The organism is Saccharopolyspora sp. (genome assembly GCF_017434145.1).
Lineage (GTDB): Bacteria > Actinomycetota > Actinomycetes > Mycobacteriales > Pseudonocardiaceae > Saccharopolyspora_C > Saccharopolyspora_C galaxeae.
Window position 1 is genome coordinate 1 of sequence record NZ_JAFRFW010000766.1, and the last position, 3,021, is coordinate 3,021.

The window sequence follows — 3,021 nt, forward strand, 5'->3', positions numbered from 1 at the left end:
CCTGCTCAGCCGTCAAACTCCGCCCACGACCCAACGGAACGATCGACTCCGGCGCGTCGGCGGAATCCGGCCCCATCTCCACCGACCGGTTCGGCTGCACCGCGAAAAAGCCGCCGTCAGAATCGCCGTCCGAATCGACCGGATCACGCCGCGCCGCCTGCTCACCACCCGAACCCCGGATCGGCATCGCGAAAAAGCCGCCGTCAGAATCGCCGTCCGAATCGACCGAGTCACGGCGCGCCGCCTGCTCACCACCCGAACCCCGGATCGGCATCGCGAAAAAGCCGCCGTCAGAGTCGCTGTCGGACTCCTCGTTCCTGCCCTCGTTCTGGTCGGCGAACGAATCGTGCGGGACCGGATCTTCCGGTGTCCCCGGACGGCTTTCCGGGGCCTCGACCGGCATGTCGCGCGCCGCGTCGACCTTCGCCTGCCAGTTCTGATCGAGCGGTTTCACCGCCAGGTCGACGGTCGTCCGCCCGGATTCCGGCACGACCACCACATCGGGACGGAGCGGACCCGGCGCGTGCTGCGCGAGACGTCCGCGGAGTTCGGACGCGACCTGCTGCGCGGCCGCCTCGTCACCGCGGACCTCGACGGACGGCCCCGGCCCGGATTCGTGCTCCAGGCCCAGCGCCCCAGCAACCGCCGCCATCCAGTCCACTTCGGACCGGACGCCGGCGGGCAGCTCGCCCGCACCGGGACCGAGGTCCAGGCTCGTCGCGGGCGTGCGCACCGCCGCCGGTTTCACCGTCTCCGCCAGCATGTCCCGGTGCCCGGTGGGGGCCACGACGAACAGGTCGCGCGCTGCCTCGGGAAGAGGCGTGTCGTGGAACTTGCCGTCCGCCCAATAGCGGTCCGTGATCGAGCGGACCATGCCGGCCAGCTCCGGACGGTTCGCGATGAACCGGAGCGCGGCGGTGCACACCGCGTCCGGATCGGCGTGCCGTGCGAGAGCCGGGCCCACAGCGGTGCGGTGCAGGTCCCCCTCGCGATTGTGCAGATCGCGCACCAGCGTCTGGATGACCTTGCGGGTCAGGTCGGCGGACCCGGCCGGATCGCGGATCGGCGCCGGCTTCCCGACCTGATCGCTGCTCGGCCCCTGCTGCTCGGCCGGTTCGTCCAGCCAGGATCCGGCGGAGCCGGGGTGCACCGCGGGCACCGTCGGAAGATCGGTCGCCTCCTGGTAGCCGAGCGCGGCCGCCACGTCGTGCAGCAGATCCGGCCCGCGCTGCATCAGCGAGTACCGGCGGGATCGCATTTTGGGGGCGTCGAAGGCCTGGTTGGGCAGGTCCACCGCCTCGCCGAACCGTTCCCGCTGGGTGGTGGCGAACTTTTGTTCCATGTGCGCCAGCAGGAAATCCGCCACCGGGTGCTGCCGGGGCATCGCAAACGCCGAGTTGCCGATCAGCTTCTTGCTGATCGTCGGCAGAGCCCAGGCTTCCTGCGTGCGGACCACCGCCTGTGCCTGGTCCGGGTCGCGCACCGTGTTGTCCCCGTCGGTGTAAGTGCCGCCGAACGCCCGGAGGATCTCCAGGCGCGCGATGTCGCTGGCACCGGCCCATCCGCGGCCGGACAGCTGTGCGGATTGGCTGTTGAAGCGGGCGGCCAGCCGCATCGGGGAATCCGCGTGGAACATCTCGTGGATGTTGACCAGGCGCACGTTGTTGCGCTGCGCCCAATCGGACATCTGCCGCACCGCGGCATGAGGATCCGGGGAGCCGTCGGTGGGTGCGGGGTTTTCCCGTGCGGCTTGGAAATCCGCGCGCGGGACGTCGGTCCAGAGCACCGAAGTACCGCCGGTGTACTTCGACGCGGCATCCCCGAAGTTGTGCCACACCGGCTCCGTACCACCGGAGGGCACGACGGGGCCGCCCAGCCAGACCGTGTGCAGCAGCGCGGGCATCTCCAGGTCGGCGGGGAGCCGCTCGACCTCGCCTGGCGCCCAGTCCGAGCGAGTCTGCTCCGGCCGGTGCACCGACAACACCTGCTCCGGCGTGGACGTCAGGTCCGCACGGCTCAAGGATGCGGGGGCGTCGTGCGTGAGGTCGGCCGCCTCCAGCAACGACCCGAGTTCCGCGGTCGTCAGCCGGGTGTGGTCCACATCGGACAACCATTCCGGACGGGGAGCCGGGCTCAGCAGGCCGAAGTAGTCCTCGCCCAGCAGCGGCGCGGGCTCCGTCCGGTTCGGCCGCACGGAATCCTCGACGTCCCGCAGCATCCGGACCGCCGCTTCGCCGACTTCCTGCGCACGGCGCGTGGGCTGCGTCTCGGGTTCGTCGGTCAGCCGGACCCGATTGCCTTCCTGCGAGCCGAGTTCCGCCGGGTCCGCACGATGGACCTCACCGTCACCCAGCCGGGAGATTCCGGCATCACCATGGAGCTTGACGCCACCGCGCTCGAACAGCTCCGGACGACCGACCGATGCCCGCTGTTCACCGACATGCGCGGACAACAGGTCCCGCAATCCCTGCGACACGGCCGAATTCACCGGATCACCCAGATTGCAGCTCAACCACAACAACGACCGCTGCTGCGACCACGCCCCACCAAGACGACCCGCACTCAGCAACAAACCGGCCATCTGCTCATGATCGAGCGAGTGCAACTGCCCGGACTTAGCGCGCACCACGAACCGGCCATCCGCGAAATGCGCCGCCGCCACACCAGGCTTCACGCCCTCCGGGACGCCGTACAACTCCGCAGCCCGCGACACCGCACCATGCTCAAAAGCACCACGCATCGCCGCAGCCTCATCAGCACTGTGCGGAAACCCGAAACCGACCTCTTCACCATCCGGACCGTCCCGCAGCCCGACGATGTCCACCTGGTCAGCCGTCAAACTCCGCCCACGACCCAACGGAACAATCGACTCCGGCCCGTCGGCGGAATTCGGCCCCATCTCCACCGACCGGTTCGGCTGCACCGCGAAAAAGTTGTCGTCGGAGTCGCTGTCCGAGTCGACCGAGTCACGGCGTGCCGCCTGCTCACCACCCGAACCCCGGATCGGCATCGCGAAGAAGC

Annotated in this window: 1 protein-coding gene; it reads right to left on the reverse strand. The window is 69.5% G+C overall.

Going from position 1 to position 3,021, the window contains the following annotated elements:
* Positions 1-2,713 (reverse strand): hypothetical protein (locus IJH84_RS20785; protein WP_295147904.1); only part of this gene is annotated, 2,713 nt, incomplete at its 3' end.
* Positions 2,714-3,021: the final 308 nt, after the last annotated feature.